Origin of the sequence: Rhodoferax sp., from assembly GCF_012927445.1 — a bacterium.
Classification (GTDB): Bacteria; Pseudomonadota; Gammaproteobacteria; order Burkholderiales; family Burkholderiaceae_C; genus Rhodoferax.
In genome coordinates this window covers 160,910-177,867 of sequence record NZ_JABBPD010000002.1, presented here as the reverse complement: position 1 = coordinate 177,867, position 16,958 = coordinate 160,910, and the positions used below count along the sequence as shown (strand labels likewise).

Sequence of the window (16,958 nt, the reverse complement as noted above, 5' to 3'; positions counted from 1 at the left end):
TCGTTACAGGATTGTGACCAATCAGGGGCCAGCCTCACGACTATCAGGGAATTGATCCCCAGCCGTCGCAGGCAAGACGCCCCCACTCACAATACGAGCCAACTCCTGACGCAAAGCCGGCAGGCCCTCGCCACTTTTAGCACTCAAAAATATCCGTGGCATTTGAACACCATCCAGATCAAATGTATCTTCCAGTTGCAGGGGGCGGTGTTCCGCGTCAAGGGCGTCTAATTTGTTAAACACCAGCACCTGGGGAATGTCAGCGGCACCGATCTCACCCAGCACGCGCTGAACCTCAGCAATCTGTTCACGAAAATTAGGACTGGCAGCATCCACCACATGCAGAAGCAGGTCTGCATCCACAGCTTCTTGAAGGGTCGCCTGAAATGCATCGATCAACCCGTGTGGCAAGTCTCGGATAAAACCAACAGTGTCAGACAGAGACACTGAACGCCCGGCCTCGCCCAGATAAAGCTGGCGCGTTGTGGTGTCAAGCGTTGCAAACAACTGATCTGCGGCATAGGCACGGGCTTTGACCAGCGCGTTGAACAGTGTGGACTTCCCTGCATTGGTATAGCCGACAAGGGAAATATTAAATGCATCGCGTCGTTCGCGCTGACGACGTTGAGTCTGCCGCTGACGCTTGACTTTTATCAGGCGCTCTTTGATTTTTTTGATGTTATCGCCAATCATCCGGCGGTCAAGTTCGATCTGGGACTCGCCGGGACCACCACGCATGCCAATGCCACCGCTTTGACGTTCCAAGTGCGACCAGCGGCGAACCAAGCGCGTACTCAAGTACTGCATTCGTGCAAGCTCGACCTGCAGCTTGCCTTCATGACTGCGCGCTCTTTGACCGAAAATTTCCAGTATCAAAAGCGTGCGGTCATTGACTGGCAGCTCTAGATGACGTTCAAGATTACGCTGCTGAGCCGGGCTGAGACTTTGATCAAACAGAACCTCAACGGCGCCCAGTTGAGCTGCCAGCAACTTGATCTCATCTGCTTTTCCAGTGCCAACAAATAAGGCCGCATCTGGGGCTTTGCGCTTGCAAGTCATACGGGCAACAGGATTTAGGCCTGCTGTTTGCGCCAGCAGACCTAACTCTTCAAGTTGCCCATCGAAATTGGGGAGTCCAAAATCAACCCCAACCAGTATGGTTGGAGCCGATTGGCGTTTAGACGGCTGCAGGTTCGTCACCCTCACCAGTTGCAAAAGTTACAGCACGCCCCGGCACAATGGTGGAGATGGCGTGTTTGTAGACCATTTGAGTAACCGTATTGCGAAGCAGCACGACATACTGATCAAAAGATTCGATCTGCCCTTGCAGCTTGATCCCATTGACGAGATAAATGGAGACCGGCACATGTTCCCGACGTAAAGCGTTCAGGAAAGGGTCTTGAAGTAACTGACCTTTGTTGCTCACGATATTCTCCGTGTTCAAAAATTAAAGAAGCATTAACGATAACACAGCAAAGTGAGTTGCCTAGCTGACAACCGTCAAACCCATACTAAAGTTAACGTCACTCTGTATCATTGAATAATTGGACAACGACAACCCTCTGCGGACGACCGTCAGCCCCGCGGGAATTCAACCTGCGTACTTGTCGGCAAAAGGATTGCTGGACGTTTTAAACTCGATGCGCATCGGAGTGCCCGTCAAATCAAACTCTTTACGGAAACGTCCTTCCAGAAATCGCTTGTAGGCATCCGTCACATGTTCCAGCGAGTTACCGTGAATCACAATCACCGGTGGATTCATGCCCCCTTGGTGGGCATAGCGCAATTTCGGACGGAACATACCCGATCGTTTGGGACTCTGAAACTGAACCGCCTCCAGCAGCAAACGAGTCAAGACGGGCGTTGACATCTTGCAGTTGGCGGCCTTGTAAGCCTGTGCAATAGACGCCCAAAGTGGCCCCAACCCCTGCCTTTTTGTCGCCGATATCAAGTGCATGGTGGCGAATTTCAAGAAAGGCAAACGGGTCTCGATAGAGCGTTTAACGATTTCACGCTGGTATTCATCTACCGCATCCCATTTATTGACAGCGAGTACCACGGCGCGGCCATTTTCAAGAATATAGCCGGCAATGTGCGCATCCTGATCCGTGACGCCTTGCGTGGCATCAATCAGTAGTAACACGACATTCGACGATTCAATGGCCTGCAGTGTCTTGACCACTGAGAATTTTTCGATCGCCTCAAATACTTTACCCTTGCGACGCAAGCCTGCCGTGTCAACCAGTTCAAATTTTTGACCGTTGCGTTCAAACGGAACAGAAATCGCATCCCGTGTCGTTCCCGGCAAATCAAAGGCGACCAAACGTTCTTCACCCAACCACGTATTGATCAGCGTTGATTTACCAACATTGGGGCGACCGGCAACTGCCAGCTTGATAATGCCTGGCTCGCGCTGCTCTTCAGCGTCATCAGGTTCTACCAGGTGAAGCGGCTCCAGCGCCAACTCTACCAACGAGTTGATACCCTGACCGTGCGCGGCCGAGACCGGATGAACCTCACCGAGACCCAGTTCAAAGAATTCAACCAGTTGTGCGCCCGCCAACATACCTTCGGCCTTGTTGGCTGCCAGCACACAGGGCTTACCAAGACGGCGAAGGTATTTGGCTATCTCGTGATCCTGCGCAGAAATTCCTTCCCGGGCATCAACCACAAAGATAACAACATCGGCTTCAGCAACAGCCTGACGCGTCTGTTTGGCCATTTCCTTGAAAATGCCATTCGCGGCATCGGGTTCGAATCCACCGGTATCAATGGCAATGAACTCATGTTTGCCTTGTTTTCCGTTACCGTAGTGACGATCACGGGTAAGCCCGGCGTAATCGGCAACGATGGCATCACGAGACTTGGTTAGCCGATTAAAAAGCGTCGATTTTCCAACATTGGGGCGACCGACAAGGGCCAATACAGGTTTCATGAAATAGAGTCCAACACTTACTCAGGCTTGAAGCCAAAAATTCCACCATTTCGGGTGACAACAACCAGCGTTCCGCCAGCCAAAACAGGTGCAGCGGCAATCGCCGAACCATCGGTTGCGACTCGCGTGAGCGCAGCCCCATCTTCACGAGACAATAAATGAACCAGACCGGTGTCATCGCCCACAACCACTGAACGCCCAACGACCAACGGAGCGGTCAGTGTGCGGTACCGCAAACGCTCAGATACCCAGGCACGCTCCCCGTCAGCCCGGCGCCAAGCCACCAATTTCCCGTCACCCTCAGCGCCATAAACATACCTATCATCGCCATGGACGCCAACCGACCCGCTGGCAGGTTTGCTCCAAAGCAACGTTCCACGAGCGGTATCGACACAGCCTACAGCCGCCTGAAAAGCACGCGAGCACACCACATCGCCATCACGACTGACACGTCCGACCAAATCCACCAGCCGCTCGATATCGTTGGTACCACGTGGTGAGGCAATCGGGGACTCCCAACGGATGGCACCGCTTGATGGATTGATACCCGCAAGACGACCCGCCAGACCGGCAACCAAGGTATCACCCACCGCAAGCAATACACCCGATTGACGAAGCACCAAGGACTCACCTGGCCGTTGCTGATTCCAGAGTTTGCGCCCTGTCTGACCGTCGAAAGCGGTAACAGACCGGTCCGCCGCCAGGATAAAGACACGACCACCGGCAACCAACGGCGGGGTAAAACCCTGCGCTGCCATTTTTTGACGCCAAATTTCGCGCCCGGCATCCAGTGCAACCAATTCATTGCCACGCGTCACCACAGCGGCAAAACGTCCATCACTTCCTACGCCGGCAGCAATTTGCGCACCTACATTGGTTCGCCATAGTTCAGCGCCGGTGAGTGCGTCAAACGCCCCTACCACACCATCCGAACTGGCTACAGCAACGGTATTACCAGTAACTTTAACGTCTAATGGAAAATCAACAGCGCCGACTTTCGACGTCCATGCCAAGCGCACACCTAGCAGGCCAACATTGGGCCCCAACTCGGCGGGCTTCAGCTTCTCCGGCCCACTTGAACAAGCAGAAATTAAACCTAAAACACCAGCAATAAGCGCCGCCTGAGTGGCCGCTTTTAAAAGAAAATTAAACTTCACTTTTTACCTTCCGGTGCTTGAAATTCTGCGACAGGCACTGTGCCACTATTTTTAGACACATCGACGGCACCGCCGGCGTTACCAGCGCTCAAAGGATCAACCCCAAGGGAGTTCAATTTAACCTCGACCAAACGCCGGTATTCCGTGCGCTCATCGAAAGTCTTGAATGCCTTTCCGTATGCGGCAATTGCTTCTGCCTTTTTCCCTTGCAAAAGGTAGATATCTCCTTGGCGATCGGCCACCAGCGCATCAAAATTGGCGGGAAATGAACCGCTCAACTGCTTCAACGCATCATCGAAAGACTTGGACTCCATCAAGATGCCAGCCAAACGCAGCTTTGCAATGGCCTGGTGCCCGGCATCAGAGGATTTATCAGCAACCCAGCTCAAAGCGGCTTTGGAGGCTTCAACATTACCTGCGTTGTAATACTGTTTTGCCACCAATAACCCAGCTTGCTGGGCATAAGTCGTGGACGAGAACCGGTCTTTCATATCAATGAAAACACGGTCAATTTTTGCAGCATCAGCCGACTTTACGACCCGTTCGACTTCATCGTACATGGCAGAAGCCTGCGTTGCCTGACTGCGCTGCCAATACTGATAAAAATTCCAGCTTGCAAATGCACCCAATACAACGATCAGAAACCATGTGATCAGGTTGCCGTACTGCTTCCAAAAATGCTTAAGCTGGTCGAGTTGCTCTTGTTCTTCTAGATCTAAATGATTTGCCATGAGGTTTTTTTAATTAAGTGCGCGATTGTAGGGTGGACGCCCAGTCAGCGATCTCATTGAGCGATTGGCTAGCTTGCGCGCCGCCACCATCTCGAAGTGATTTAATAGTCACCAAATTCTGGGAAACTTCATCAGTCCCAAAAATAATTGCATAGTGTGCGCCGCTGCTATCCGCTCGCTTGAATTGAGATTTCATGCTGCCCATACCGTCTCCTGAACTGGCGTGCATCTGAACACTGACACCGGCGGCTCTCAGCGTTTGCAGTGTCTGCAGCACCAAGGGCAAGGCGGTGACCTCGGACACAATCGCATAGGCATCTAGCGTTGACTCCACGGCGCCCAAGCCTTGTTCTCTGATGAGCTCCAGCACCCGGTCTACCCCAAGTGCCCATCCGACGGCAGGTGCGGGTTTGCCACCCAATTGTTCGACCAGGTAATCATATCGACCACCAGCACAAACTGTCCCCTGCGAACCAAGACGATCGGTGGTGAATTCAAATACAGTGAGGTTGTAATAATCCATACCCCGAACCAGCCGCGGATTAACGGTGTAGGCCACGCCATTCGCATCCAGGATAGATTTCAATGTCGTGAAATGTTCCAGCGATGCCGCGCCTAAATAATCCAGTGGTCTTGGTGCCGACTCCACAATCGCCTGCATCGCCGGGTTTTTTGTATCAAGAATCCGTAGCGGATTGGTGTGCAGACGCCGCTTGGCGTCTTCATCCAACACCTCCATATGCAGCTCAAAATGAGCAATCAAAGCTTGTCGGTGCTCTGCTCGCTCATTGGGTTGCCCCAAACTGTTGAGCTCAAGGCGAACATCCGTCAAGCCCACTTCCTTCCATAAAGCCACCGCCAGCAAAATCAACTCCGCATCAACCTCTGCACCAGAGAAGCCAAGCGCTTCGGCGCCAATTTGGTCAAACTGTCGATAACGGCCGCGTTGCGGCCGCTCGTGGCGAAACATGGGGCCCATGTAGTACAGCCGCTTACCACCGTCATACAACATGGAGTGCTCCACAACCGCCCGCACCACACCAGCCGTGGCTTCAGGGCGCAGTGTCAGGGGGTCCCCATTCAAACGATCCTCAAAGGAATACATTTCCTTTTCGACAATATCCGTGACCTCGCCCAAACCCCGGACGAACAATGGTGTCCGCTCAACGATGGGCGTACGAATATTGCGGTAGGCATAACGGGCCATCAACGAACGGACTTTACCTTCAAGCCATTCAACCGCCGCCGATTGCGGCGGCAGAACATCGTTCATACCCTTAACAGCGGTTAGTTTTTCAGACTTTGTACTAATTATTTTTTCGCTCATGAATTCAATCAAACCATCTCGGCAGTCGCAGGAGTACCAAAACGTTTTTCAACATAGTTTTCGACAATTTTCTGAAACTCTTGCGCAATAGTGTCTCCGCGCAAGGTTAAACGCTTTTCACCGTCAATGAAGACTGGGGCGGCTGGTGCCTCCCCGTTGCCCGGCAGACTGATTCCGATATCAGCATGCTTGCTTTCACCGGGGCCATTCACAATACAACCCATCACCGCGACCTTCAACTTTTCGACGCCTGGGTATTTCTCGCGCCAGACGGGCATTTGCGCCCTCAAAAAGTCTTCTATCTGTTTGGTGAGCTCTTGGAAAGTTGTACTGGTGGTGCGACCGCAACCAGGGCAGGCCGTCACACTGGGGACGAACGACCTTAGCTCCAATGCTTGCAGAATTTCACACGCAATTAGAACTTCCTGGGTTCTGGATTCGCCCGGCTGCGGCGTCAGAGAAACGCGTATCGTGTCACCAATACCCTCTTGTAACAAGATGGAAAGCGCTGTCGCGGAGGCAACGGCCCCTTTGGTTCCCATACCCGCTTCAGTCAAACCCAAATGAAGTGGATAGTTGCAGCGTCTGGCCAGTTCACGATAAACAGAAACCAAATCTTGCACGCCACTGACTTTGCACGACAAGATGATCTGGTTTTCATCCATGCCCATCTCAGCGGCTCGGCGTGCAGACTCCAAGGCCGACGTAATCAAGGCCTCATACATGACCGGTTTGGCATCCCAAGGCGTGGAGCGGCGGCTGTTTTCGTCCATTAAACTGGCCAGCAACTCCTGGTCCAGACTACCCCAATTTACACCGATCCGAACCGGCTTATCCCAACGCATGGCGGCTTCAATCATCAAGCCGAACTGCTTGTCGCGCTTGTCCCCTTTGCCTACATTGCCGGGATTAATTCGATACTTGGACAAAGCTTGCGCACATGCCGGAAAATCTGTGAGCAGACGATGACCGTTGAAGTGGAAGTCACCAATCAGAGGAACATCAATTCCCATGCGGTCTAGTTGCTCCCGAACATGCGGCACAGCCTGCGCAGCCTCCGGCGTATTTACCGTCAGACGCACCAGTTCAGATCCGGCAAGGGCCAATTCCTTGACTTGGATAGCGGTGCCGATGACATCGACCGTGTCGGTGTTGGTCATGGACTGAATACGCACAGGCGCATCACCACCCAAGGTAACAACTCGTCCACCCCAGACTACGCGGGCCTGACCGGACCGCCGTGTCTTGGGAGTCGCCGATTCAATCGGTAAAAAAGATTCCACTATTTCACCTCAAAGCGAGCAACGTTATCTTTTGCAAGACGTGACAAATCAAATGGTTTGCCGCGCACTTGGACCTCAGTGGTATCAGCCCGCCCAACCACAACAGAAAGAGGCATGACACCGGAAGCACCAACGGTCTCGCCATCCTTCATGGTCTTACGTACTTGAACGACCCCGCTAGCGTCAACAACCTCGACCCAGGATGATCGATGCGCGGTCAAGACTACAGTGCCGGTCGTTGCGCCCGAACCAGCCACCATCGCAGGCGATGCAGTTGCCACATCACCCGGCAATATTGCCAAAGGCACAACAGACGCCTGACTCATTGCCAATGGAGCCGCCGAAGTTGCAACCGTCGAGTCGATTACCTGTGGCGGTGCAGCTGCCTCGTTGGCAGCATCATTGTCCGATGACATGGGTGCCTGTAAAGGGGAATTTATAGCGGCAACATCAGACCTCAGAATATTGGCAATTTCGGCTCGCTGTGTGAAGGGGAGAAAAACAAGTACAACCACACCAACAAGAAGCACCAAAACAGCCAACACAAAAGGTTTGGAAAGCTGATTCAAAAACGACAAATTAAATTTATCACCGGAGGTACGAAATGGCGTATTGATCCCCGATTCATCGGTTTTCAACCGTGGTGCTGTCGGATGTGGCAAGCGTTCCAATATCGGCGCCGGATCAATTTTCAAGGTTCGACAAACGCTGGCAGCAAGTGCTCGAGCAAAAACGTTATCAGGCAACAAATCAAATCGGTCTGCTTCTAGCGCTTCCAGCTTTTTGACGGGTACCTTCAGTGAAACAGCAAGGACAGCAATGCTCAGCCCTTCGGCTTCGCGTGCATTTTTTAGCATCGTTCCTGCAGATACCAGCTCACTCATCGATTGCTCAGGCGCATTCAGGTCAGAAGTAGACAAATTATTTTCACTCATCAAAAGCACCCCGTTGATAGACGCCAGCCTCACGCGACTGAGGGAAGCGCTTCTCCAACTGTGCAGCAAGCTGTTGCATGGCATCGCGATTTTCCATTCGCCGTTCAACCTTGATACCTAACCAAAGAGACTCCGCATTTGCCAGTTCACTGTTGTTCAATCGTCGTACATAGAACTGAGCCCGAACAAAGTCGCCTCGCTGAAAAAGCAAGGTGGCAAGGTTGTACGCCGTAACAGGGTTCCCAGCATCAAACTCATAAGATTTCAAAAGGCTAAGCTCGGCATCTCTTGGCAGTCCGGCCCTGACCTGACACAGGCCCTGCGCTCTGAATGTCTTGGCTCGCTCACCATACTGCGGGTTTAAAAGCGCCTGCGTGAACAACTGCTGAGCCTCAGGATAGCGCGCCTGTTGACAGAATAACCAGCCAAGATTGTGGAGAACATTTGAATCATTAGGATTCATAGAAAGAGCTTTTTTAAAGCTTTCTTCGGCAAAACGGAAATCATTGAGGCGCATGTAAATAAGCCCCCGTAAACTGTAAGCTTCACTGTAGGCAGGATCCGCAGCAATCGACTGCTTAAGCTCATCCAGGGCGATCGTTGTTTGCCCCTGCTCGAAATAACCTACAGCCAGTTCAAGCCGAATACGAGCGCGCTTGCGCGCCTCCGGCTCATCCGATTCAGTCACCATCTCTTGTCCGGTACCGCTCGGTCCGGTCCCATTCGATTTTGAAGCACAGCCAGAAAGCCCCGTCAGTACAACAACAAGGAGGCAGGCACCGAACAACCAGTGCCTGATTTGAAACCATCTTGCACCGTTCATCTTCATGCTTCCTTAACATCCGTGTTAAACGACGTAACCGGCTTCAACATCACCGTGCGCTGACGTGCGATTCGCTGGTTGATACCCGTACGATCTTTAACGTCACCCGCAAGCTGGCCGCAGGCAGCGTCAATATCATCACCGCGGGTCTTGCGAATGGTTGTAACAATACCGGCATCACTCAAAATCTTGGCGAAAGCTTTGACTTGCTCAGGGGCAGATCGAAGCAACCCGGATGCAGGAAAAGGGTTGAAAGGGATCAAATTAAACTTGCACCAAACACCGCCGCTTGAATACTTACGGACCAAATTCACCAACTGATGTGCATGTTCTGCTTGGTCATTAACACCATCAAGCATGCAATATTCAAAAGTAATGAAATCCCGCGGCGCGTAGGCCAAATACCGGTTACAGGCTTCCAACAACTCTGCGATCGGATATTTTTTATTAAGCGGAACCAGGTTATCCCGCAACGCGTCATCCGGCGCATGCAAGGAAACGGCCAATGCCACTGGACAATCTTGCGCCAAGCGATCCATCATAGGCACAACACCCGAGGTAGAAACCGTGACACGCCGTCGTGACAAACCATACCCATGGTCATCCAGCATGACGCGCAACGCTGGCACCAATTCAGAATAGTTCTGCAGGGGCTCGCCCATCCCCATCATCACGACATTCGAAATGACACGCTCATCACGATGCAAATGCTTGCGCAAAAAATGCTCAGCAAACCACAATTGGGCGACGATCTCACCAGTTTTCAGGTTTCGACTAAACCCTTGGTGCCCCGTGGAACAAAACCGGCAGCCCACAGCACAACCGGCTTGGGATGAAATACAGAGAGTTCCTCTATCATCTTCGGGAATAAAAACAGCTTCGACCGCATCACCAGCACCTACATCAAACAACCATTTAATCGTACCGTCTGCTGAAATGTGCTGTGAAATTACGTCCAGCGCCTTCACATACGCTACAACTTTGAGTTTTTCGCGCAAGGACTTTGCGAGATCACTCATCTCATCAAAATTGGATGCACCTTTTTGATGAATCCAACGAAACAACTGGACAGCGCGAAAGCGCTTTTCACCCAGCCGCTCGCAAAAAACGGCCAAACCCTCGAGGTCGTAATCGAGCAAATTGGCCGTCATTGCTTAACTTATCGTGAATAAATGTTCATACCAGGGAAGAAGAAGGCAACTTCCACGGCGGCAGCATCAACAGCATCGGAACCGTGAACAGCGTTGGCATCAATGCTGTCAGCAAAGTCAGCACGAATGGTGCCAGCTGCTGCTTTTTTAGGATCAGTCGCACCCATGAGGTCACGATTTTTCAACACAGCATTCTCACCTTCGAGCGCCTGAATCATGACTGGGCCGGAGACCATGAAATCAACCAGGTCCTTGAAGAAAGAGCGCTCTTTGTGAGCGGCGTAAAAAGCTTCAGCCTCACCACGCGACAAACGAACCATTTTGGAGGCGACAATTTTCAGGCCAGCAGCCTCAAAACGAGCATAAATTTGGCCAATTACGTTTTTGGCAACCGCATCAGGCTTGATGATGGAGAGAGTACGTTCGATAGTCATGATTTTTTCCTGAACTTGATATTTAAATATTCACCCACTGGGCAAAGCGTTCGATTTTAACCCGGTCACTTCAGCAATTTATCCGTAATGACAAATACAGCGTCATATGAAAACCCATCCGCGTCAATTCTCAAACGTGGATCGAAACGAACATTAACGCCCCCGTCCACCTCGACGCTGACCACCACCCGAACCGCCGCCACCGCGCTGCTGCCCCTGATCCTGCCGCTGACGGGTGAAACTGTCGGCTCCGATATAGCCAAAAGCTGTTTTCAACGGATCTGGCTGACCCGCTCCAGCTTGCCGATCACCTGGCTCCGTCTGATTTTTACGCCCTTGACCTGAGCCCGAGGAAAAATTCTGATCCCTGGGTTTGGGGCCACTGGGTGCATTGCGCTGACCGCTTCCAGAGCTGCGCGGTCCACTGCCACGGACGCCGCGACGTCGATTGCGACCACCCGGATCTTGATTGGAGCCGCCGCGCAGGGGACCGTCCGCACTACCCTGAACCGTCTCATCGCCCTGCTCCCTGGAATTACGAGTTCCAGCGGCCTGCATCAAGGACTTGATATCGCCTTCATCCAGTTCCATCCATGCCCCGCGCTTGAGACCACGTGGCAACACCATCGCACCATACCGGATTCTGATTAACCGACTGACGGCATGTCCGACAGCCTCAAACATGCGGCGAACCTCCCGGTTGCGGCCCTCGGAAATCGTGACTCGGTACCAACAATTGGAGCCCTCACCCCCACCGGCCTCGATAGAACCAAATTGGGCTACACCGTCATCCAGCTTGACGCCATCCAGCAATTTTTGTTTTTCTTCCTTGTTCAAAGCCCCGAGCACGCGCACCGCGTACTCACGCTCCAAGCCGAACCGAGGATGCATCAGGTTGTTTGCCAATTCCCCAGAACTGGTAAACAGCAGCAAGCCTTCGGTGTTGAGATCCAGCCGCCCCACCGACTGCCACTTCCCCTGAAACAACTTGGGAAGCCGGCGAAACACCGTAGGACGGTTCTGCGGATCATCGTGCGTCACAACCTCACCGACAGGCTTGTGATAAGCAATGACCCGCGCGGGTGGCGCGTCAATCCGGAACCTGATTGGCTTGCCATTCACTTTGACGTGATCGCCAAACTGGACACGTTGACCAATATGCGCAGGTTCATTATTGACCGTGATACGGCCCTCCATGATCAACTGTTCCATCTCCAGTCGCGATCCCATGCCAGCCTGCGCAAGGACTTTGTGCAACTTGGGAGTTTCAGCCATCGGCGCCAGCACGCGTTTAACTGGTGCCAGGTCGACGCTTTCCTCATCCTCATCGAACTGACCGGATACAACGTCATCAAAACGATTTTCCGAATCAGGTTCCATAGGTTGTTGCGTCTTTTCGACTGCAACTGAGAGCGGCGGTGTAGCCTGAGAGCTTGAGTCCACAGCAGTTAAGGACTCTGCCGTCACCACGTCACGCCCCTCAACGACCGGCTTTTCCGGCTGGCTAGAAGAATCCGCGGCCAACTGGGCCGCAGCGTCTGGATTGTTTATGGTCATGGTTGAGTCCCCATCAAGAAAAATAAATCTTTGTCAGAACCGGTGTCGCCAGTTATGACCGTTTGTGCTGCAACGCCATCGTCATTCGAAGGCGGGGCAATAGCGGACGAAATATCCAGCTCCACCTGCGAGTCTGGCTCGCCGGCACCGAGCGCCTCCATGGCGCTGGTCCGCTGCTCGGGCGTATCCAACAATGGCAACTGATCAAGAGACTCAAGACCCAAATCGTCCAGAAAATGCTTGGTCGTTGCAAAAAGAGCCGGCCGCCCGATGGCCTCCCGATGCCCAATAACTTCAATCCAACCCCGATCTTCCAATTGTTTGATCAAAAGAGAGTTGACCGTCACACCCCGTATGTCTTCTATATCACCACGTGTTACCGGTTGCCGGTAGGCAATGATGGCCAAGGTTTCCAAGGTGGCACGGGTGTAACGCGGCGGTTTTTCAGGATGCAAACGATCAAGAAATTCCCTCATTTCTGGTCGACTTTGAAAACGCCATCCTGTGGCGACGCTGACCAACTCCACCCCGCGTTGCGACCAATCCTGCTGAAGCTCCTGCAACAGCACTTTAAGCGTATCCAAACCCAGTCCATCGTCAAACAGTGCACGCATATCGCGCACCTGCAGAGGTTGCTGCGAGCAAATCAAGGCAGTCTCTAGTACGCGCTTGGCATCCGCCGTATTCATGGTGTTGCGATTCCGGGAAAACACCCTCAAGGTGAAAAGTCAGCGTGTGCGCTGGAGAGCAGCATGCAAATTGATGAATCTGCAGCGCTGGACCACGGCGAACAGCCGCGGCGTTAGTTTTTTATACTATTGAATAGGATTGTAACTTAGACCCCACTGACTCAAGGCCAGAGTCAAATCTTCGGCCAAAGGAGCCTGGAAAACCATCGATTCTTGCGTTACCGGATGTGAAAAAGCGAGACGAAACGCATGCAGAGCTTGTCGATGCATGCCTGCCGCTGCCGCACCGCCATAGAGTTCGTCGGCCACCAATGGATGGCCAATGGAAGCCATGTGAACGCGAATTTGATGGGTTCGACCCGTATGCAGGGTGCATCGAACCAAGCAACCCAGGTCACAATTTTGTAGCAAACTCACATCTGTTCTAGCCAACTTCCCTGAGTTCTTCTCCAGGTCAACCACCGCCATCCGTAGCCGATTACGTGGATCCCGCCCCATGGGCGCATTGATTTCGCGGGTAGCCGCCCCAACCCAGGGCCGATGGGCCAGCGCCACGTACTGACGACTTACTTCTCGCGCGGCGATTAAACGGATTAAAGCATCCATCACGGGGCGCGTCCGGGCTACCACCATCAAACCACTGGTATCTTTATCCAATCGATGAACAATGCCGGCGCGCGGTAAATTCATGGCCTTGATGTCATGCGCCAGCAACCCATTTAATAAAGTGCCACTCCAGTTGCCAGGCGCAGGATGAACCACCAGACCGGCCGGCTTATTAATGATGAGCAAGTGCTCATCCTCATACACAATCTCCAGCGACATAGCTTCGGGCTTGAACGCCTGGCTTTGAGGTGTCGGTCGTAGTTCAATGATCCCACGGTCAGCCGCCTTGACACGCGTAGACGGTTTTCGGACCACTTTCTCATTGATTGAGACACCCTCCAAATCAATCAATTGCTGTAAATAACTGCGCGAGAACTCTGGAACCAACTCAACCAGCGCTTGGTCAAGACGCAGCCCATGTTGGGCCTCGCCAAAAACCAAGTGACGGAGTTCGACATCCGGTCCAGTATCCACCCGGTCTTCTGGATCTTCGGCTTCAAGCCCGCTCGATATAATCAATTTGGTATTTTTCAAGAAAGATGTCCCTCATGCTTCAAGCCAAATTATCGGTTGTCTACGCCTGGTCGCTAACAGGTGCAGCATTGCTGCTGCTGGCAGGGTGTTCAACCACTCCCGAGGACAAGACTGCCTCATGGAGTCCCAACAAGATTTACGCAGAAGCCAAAGATGAATTGAATGCAGGTGGGTATGACAAGGCCGTAACGCTTTTTGAAAAGCTGGAAGGTCGGGCAGCCGGAACCCCGTTGGCGCAACAAGCCCAACTCGACAAAGCTTACGCACAATACAAGGCGGGGGAAGCGGCGCAAGCCATTGCCACACTCGATCGATTCCTGAAGTTGCACCCGGCCAGTCCCGCACTTGATTACGCTTTGTACCTGAAGGGGATCATTAACTTCAATGACGACTTGGGCATGTTCTCTGCAGTTACCCGTCAAGATTTGTCTGAACGGGATCAGAAGGCAGCCAAAGAGTCTTTTGAATCCTTCAAGGAATTGGTTACCCGGTTCCCGGATTCACGCTATGCACCCGACGCCAAGCTGCGGATGAATTACATTGTCAATTCACTGGCCCAGTACGAGGTGCATGTGGCTCGATATTACTTTGGCAGAGGCGCCTATGTGGCAGCCATCAACAGGGCTCAAGTCGTTGTGTCCGACTACCAAGGCATGCCGGCCCTTGAAGAAGCGCTGTTCATCATCGTCAAGTCCTATGACGCGCTGGGTATGACGCAGTTGCGAGACGATGCGAAACGGGTGCTCGAAAAGACTTACCCCCAGACTGAGTACCTGACGCGCGGGTTCAAAGCCAAATCGGATCCGTGGTGGAAGGTCTGGTAAGTGCATTGAGCGCCTCGATCAACTCATCTTCCGAGTTGATCTTTCGCATGGGCGGCAAGGCGGCCAGCAGTCGTCGGCCATAGCCCATGAGAACCAATCGTGTATCACACACCACCAGAACCCCCTGATCGGATTCGCGCCGAATCAATCGACCAGCGCCTTGCTTGAGGGCAAGCGCTGCTTCAGGAATAAAGTAGCTGTTGAACACGCTGCGCCCAGCAGCCTCCAGGCGTTTGGATCGCGCCTCCACCAGTGGGTCGTTTGGCGGCGGAAATGGAAGCTTGTCAATGACCACCAGTTGCAAGGCGTCTCCGGGGACATCCACTCCTTCCCAAAACGAGGCGGACGCCACCAGGATACAACCGGCTCGACCGTCCTGCTCACCCAGGCGAAATCGTTCGATGAGCTCGCGTTTGGGCTGTTGACCCTGCACCAGAATTTCAATGGTCTTTGAGTCTATGAAATGTCGTTGCAATGCCTCACTGATGGCTTGCAAAGCACGCAGAGTCGTAGTCAGGACCAAGGTTCGGCCGCCAATTACCGCAGCGCTTTTGGCAACAAACTCGGCCACCTGCGCACTGTGACCGGGATCACTCGGCTTCGGTAAATGTCGTGGGACATACACCGCCGCTTGTGTCGAATAGTCAAACGGACTGCCCACTTTTAGAATCTCAGCATCGCCAAGTCCGCAGGGCTCGGTAAACCACTTAAGCTGGGCGTCATTCCCCAAGGTTGCGGAAGTAAAGATCCACGACCGTGGTGTCTCATCCTCTTCCGAGGGCTTGATGAGTCGCGTACGGATCGTGTCCGCAATATCAAGGGGCGACTCAACCAGTCTGAGTTGTACGCCAACATCCAACCAGCGCATCGAATCCAGCGCACAAGCGCCTGAAAAAATTTCAAGGCGATCAATCAATACGCTGACACGCTCGCTCAAACGGACCAGGTCAGGCGCGATTTCACTGACGGTATCAAGCGCTACCCTGGAACGAGTACATGCGGCCAGAAGCGTATTCAGCGCCGCCGTCCAGTCAGCAGCACTGACCTGTTCCGGGACCACCTCTGTCCAACGCAGTTTGGCACTTGAGGTCTTGCCTACGAGCATTCGCAAATCACGCGCAGCGTGTTCGGCATCCGACGCCAGTGTCTGCCAATCAACCAGTCCGCGTGCATGCAACAGGCCTTGCATCAACATATCGCGTGCAAAGTCCAAGAGCTGCCCGGTACTCAATTGCTGACCCAGGAACTGCACACCCGTTTCATTGAGTTGATGCGCTTCATCAAAGATAACCGTGCGCACAGAAGGGAGCAACTCAGCCATACCCGATTCGCGAACGGCCAAATCAGCAAAAAACAAATGATGATTAATGACAACAACATCGGCCGCCAGCGCCTCGCGTCTGGCCAGGTTGACATGACAACTTTGGAATTGGGGGCACTGCGACCCCAGACAATTGTCCCGGGAGGACGTGACCACGGGAATCACCGGCGAACGCTCATCAAGTCCTGGCAACTCGGCCAGATCACCCGTCCGGGTGACTTGAGCCCATTCCTCAATTTTGGCCAAAGCCCGCACGGCCACACGATCAGGAAGAGTTGCGTTTTGTCGCGCCTCCGCCAAACGATGAAGACACAAATAACTACCGCGGCCTTTCAACAGAGCGGTTCGTACCGGCAGACCCAAAGCCTTGATCAGCCGCGGAAGGTCACGACCAAACAACTGATCCTGCAAAGTTTTGGTTGCGGTAGAAAGCAGGACACGTTTACCACTTAACAAAGCCGGGACCAGATACGAAAAGGTTTTTCCCGTGCCAGTCCCTGCCTCAACGACAAGCGCCCCGCCCTCGTCGATGGTCCGTGCAATGGCGATTGCCATTTCTGTTTGCCCAGCCCTGGGGGTGAACTCTTCCACCGTACGCGACAACAAACCACCCGGCGCGAAGGTATCGCCAACAAGGTCTTGAAAACTCAT

General features: G+C 53.1%; 16 protein-coding genes. 1 reads left to right on the top strand and 15 read right to left on the bottom strand.

Annotation, left to right across the window (positions count from 1 at the left end; all coding sequences use genetic code 11):
• Window positions 1-21 precede the first annotated feature (21 nt).
• The 14 genes from hflX to HHJ17_RS03450 all read right to left on the bottom strand — a co-directional run bounded on the left by hflX (window position 22) and on the right by HHJ17_RS03450 (window position 14,102).
• Window positions 22-1,200: a GTPase HflX gene (gene hflX, locus HHJ17_RS03515; protein ID WP_296498444.1), complete on the bottom strand. Its 1,179-nt coding sequence runs from the start codon at window positions 1,198-1,200 to the stop codon at window positions 22-24.
• Window positions 1,178-1,444: an RNA chaperone Hfq gene (gene hfq / locus HHJ17_RS03510; protein WP_296498442.1), complete on the bottom strand. Its 267-nt coding sequence runs from the start codon at window positions 1,442-1,444 to the stop codon at window positions 1,178-1,180. The genes hflX and hfq overlap by 23 nt, the downstream gene beginning before the upstream one ends.
• A 147-nt stretch (window positions 1,445-1,591) precedes the next feature.
• Window positions 1,592-2,935 (bottom strand): ribosome biogenesis GTPase Der, encoded by a 1,344-nt coding sequence (gene der / locus HHJ17_RS03505; protein ID WP_296498439.1) that lies wholly within the window; start codon window positions 2,933-2,935, stop codon window positions 1,592-1,594.
• Between the two features lie 17 nt (window positions 2,936-2,952).
• Window positions 2,953-4,092 carry an outer membrane protein assembly factor BamB gene (bamB, locus tag HHJ17_RS03500; protein WP_296498436.1) on the bottom strand — a complete coding sequence of 380 codons (1,140 nt, stop codon included), beginning with the start codon at window positions 4,090-4,092 and terminating at the stop codon, window positions 2,953-2,955.
• Window positions 4,089-4,823, bottom strand: a complete 735-nt coding sequence (locus tag HHJ17_RS03495) for a tetratricopeptide repeat protein (RefSeq protein WP_296498433.1) — start codon at window positions 4,821-4,823, stop codon at window positions 4,089-4,091. Before HHJ17_RS03495 ends, bamB begins: the two co-directional genes overlap by 4 nt.
• 13 nt (window positions 4,824-4,836) lie before the next feature.
• The gene (gene hisS, locus HHJ17_RS03490) at window positions 4,837-6,150 is read right to left on the bottom strand and encodes a histidine--tRNA ligase (RefSeq protein WP_296498619.1); all 1,314 of its coding nucleotides are present in this window, start codon (window positions 6,148-6,150) and stop codon (window positions 4,837-4,839) included.
• Between the two features lie 8 nt (window positions 6,151-6,158).
• Window positions 6,159-7,433, bottom strand: coding sequence for a flavodoxin-dependent (E)-4-hydroxy-3-methylbut-2-enyl-diphosphate synthase (gene ispG / locus HHJ17_RS03485; RefSeq protein WP_296498431.1), 1,275 nt, complete (start codon window positions 7,431-7,433; stop codon window positions 6,159-6,161).
• Window positions 7,433-8,368: a helix-turn-helix domain-containing protein gene (locus tag HHJ17_RS03480; protein ID WP_296498428.1), complete on the bottom strand. Its 936-nt coding sequence runs from the start codon at window positions 8,366-8,368 to the stop codon at window positions 7,433-7,435. Before HHJ17_RS03480 ends, ispG begins: the two co-directional genes overlap by 1 nt.
• Window positions 8,361-9,197, bottom strand: coding sequence for a type IV pilus biogenesis/stability protein PilW (pilW, locus tag HHJ17_RS03475; RefSeq protein ID WP_296498425.1), 837 nt, complete (start codon window positions 9,195-9,197; stop codon window positions 8,361-8,363). The genes HHJ17_RS03480 and pilW overlap by 8 nt, the downstream gene beginning before the upstream one ends.
• Entirely contained in the window at window positions 9,194-10,342 is a 1,149-nt protein-coding gene (rlmN, locus tag HHJ17_RS03470) for a 23S rRNA (adenine(2503)-C(2))-methyltransferase RlmN (RefSeq protein ID WP_296498423.1), read from the bottom strand. Before rlmN ends, pilW begins: the two co-directional genes overlap by 4 nt.
• Window positions 10,343-10,350: 8 nt before the next feature.
• Window positions 10,351-10,776, bottom strand: coding sequence for a nucleoside-diphosphate kinase (gene ndk, locus HHJ17_RS03465; protein ID WP_296498422.1), 426 nt, complete (start codon window positions 10,774-10,776; stop codon window positions 10,351-10,353).
• A 153-nt stretch (window positions 10,777-10,929) separates the two neighbouring features.
• On the bottom strand, window positions 10,930-12,333 hold the full coding sequence (locus tag HHJ17_RS03460) for a pseudouridine synthase (RefSeq protein WP_296498420.1): 1,404 nt from the start codon (window positions 12,331-12,333) through the stop codon (window positions 10,930-10,932).
• Window positions 12,330-13,022, bottom strand: a complete 693-nt coding sequence (gene scpB, locus HHJ17_RS03455; RefSeq protein WP_296498417.1) for an SMC-Scp complex subunit ScpB — start codon at window positions 13,020-13,022, stop codon at window positions 12,330-12,332. The genes HHJ17_RS03460 and scpB overlap by 4 nt, the downstream gene beginning before the upstream one ends.
• A 126-nt stretch (window positions 13,023-13,148) precedes the next feature.
• Window positions 13,149-14,102 carry an RluA family pseudouridine synthase gene (locus HHJ17_RS03450; RefSeq protein ID WP_296498616.1) on the bottom strand — a complete coding sequence of 318 codons (954 nt, stop codon included), beginning with the start codon at window positions 14,100-14,102 and terminating at the stop codon, window positions 13,149-13,151.
• Window positions 14,103-14,176: 74 nt separating this feature from the next.
• On the opposite strand from HHJ17_RS03450, the gene HHJ17_RS03445 reads away from it, so the two are divergent.
• A complete protein-coding gene (locus HHJ17_RS03445; protein ID WP_296498414.1) occupies window positions 14,177-14,986 on the top strand; it encodes an outer membrane protein assembly factor BamD in 810 nt (269 codons plus the stop codon).
• On the opposite strand, the gene HHJ17_RS03440 is transcribed toward HHJ17_RS03445, so the two are convergent.
• Window positions 14,949-16,958 (bottom strand): ATP-dependent DNA helicase, encoded by a 2,010-nt coding sequence (locus HHJ17_RS03440; protein WP_296498412.1) that lies wholly within the window; start codon window positions 16,956-16,958, stop codon window positions 14,949-14,951. The genes HHJ17_RS03445 and HHJ17_RS03440 overlap by 38 nt on opposite strands.